Here is a 755-nt window from a genome sequence, read left to right on the forward strand (position 1 = left end):
GTTAAAACTCAAATGAATTGACGGGGGCCCGCACAAGCGGTGGAGCATGTGGTTTAATTCGATGCAACGCGAAGAACCTTACCTACTCTTGACATCCAGCGAATCCTTTAGAGATAGAGGAGTGCCTTCGGGAGCGCTGAGACAGGTGCTGCATGGCTGTCGTCAGCTCGTGTTGTGAAATGTTGGGTTAAGTCCCGCAACGAGCGCAACCCTTATCCTTGTTTGCCAGCACATAATGGTGGGAACTCCAGGGAGACTGCCGGTGATAAACCGGAGGAAGGTGGGGACGACGTCAAGTCATCATGGCCCTTACGAGTAGGGCTACACACGTGCTACAATGGCAGATACAGAGGGCAGCGAAGCTGCGAAGTGGAGCGAATCCCTTAAAGTTTGTCGTAGTCCGGATTGGAGTCTGCAACTCGACTCCATGAAGTCGGAATCGCTAGTAATCGTGGATCAGAATGCCACGGTGAATACGTTCCCGGGCCTTGTACACACCGCCCGTCACACCATGGGAGTGGGCTGCACCAGAAGTAGATAGCTTAACCTTCGGGAGGGCGTTTACCACGGTGTGGTTCATGACTGGGGTGAAGTCGTAACAAGGTAGCCCTAGGGGAACCTGGGGCTGGATCACCTCCTTACTGACGCTATTTTTACGAGTGTTCACACAGATTGTATAGGTTGAAAGTCAAAGAGATACGAATGCCTTAGTGAAAGGCTCGTACCTTAGATGGGTCTGTAGCTCAGGTGGTTAG

1 rRNA gene is annotated in these 755 nt (G+C 52.1%); it reads left to right on the top strand.

The window, feature by feature from the left end:
• Positions 1-641 (top strand): 16S ribosomal RNA (locus WN56_RS08510); the annotation flags it as partial.
• Positions 642-755 lie beyond the last annotated feature (114 nt).

Source organism: Salinivibrio sp. KP-1 (assembly GCF_000968645.1).
In the GTDB taxonomy this organism is placed as follows: Bacteria; Pseudomonadota; Gammaproteobacteria; order Enterobacterales; family Vibrionaceae; genus Salinivibrio; species Salinivibrio siamensis.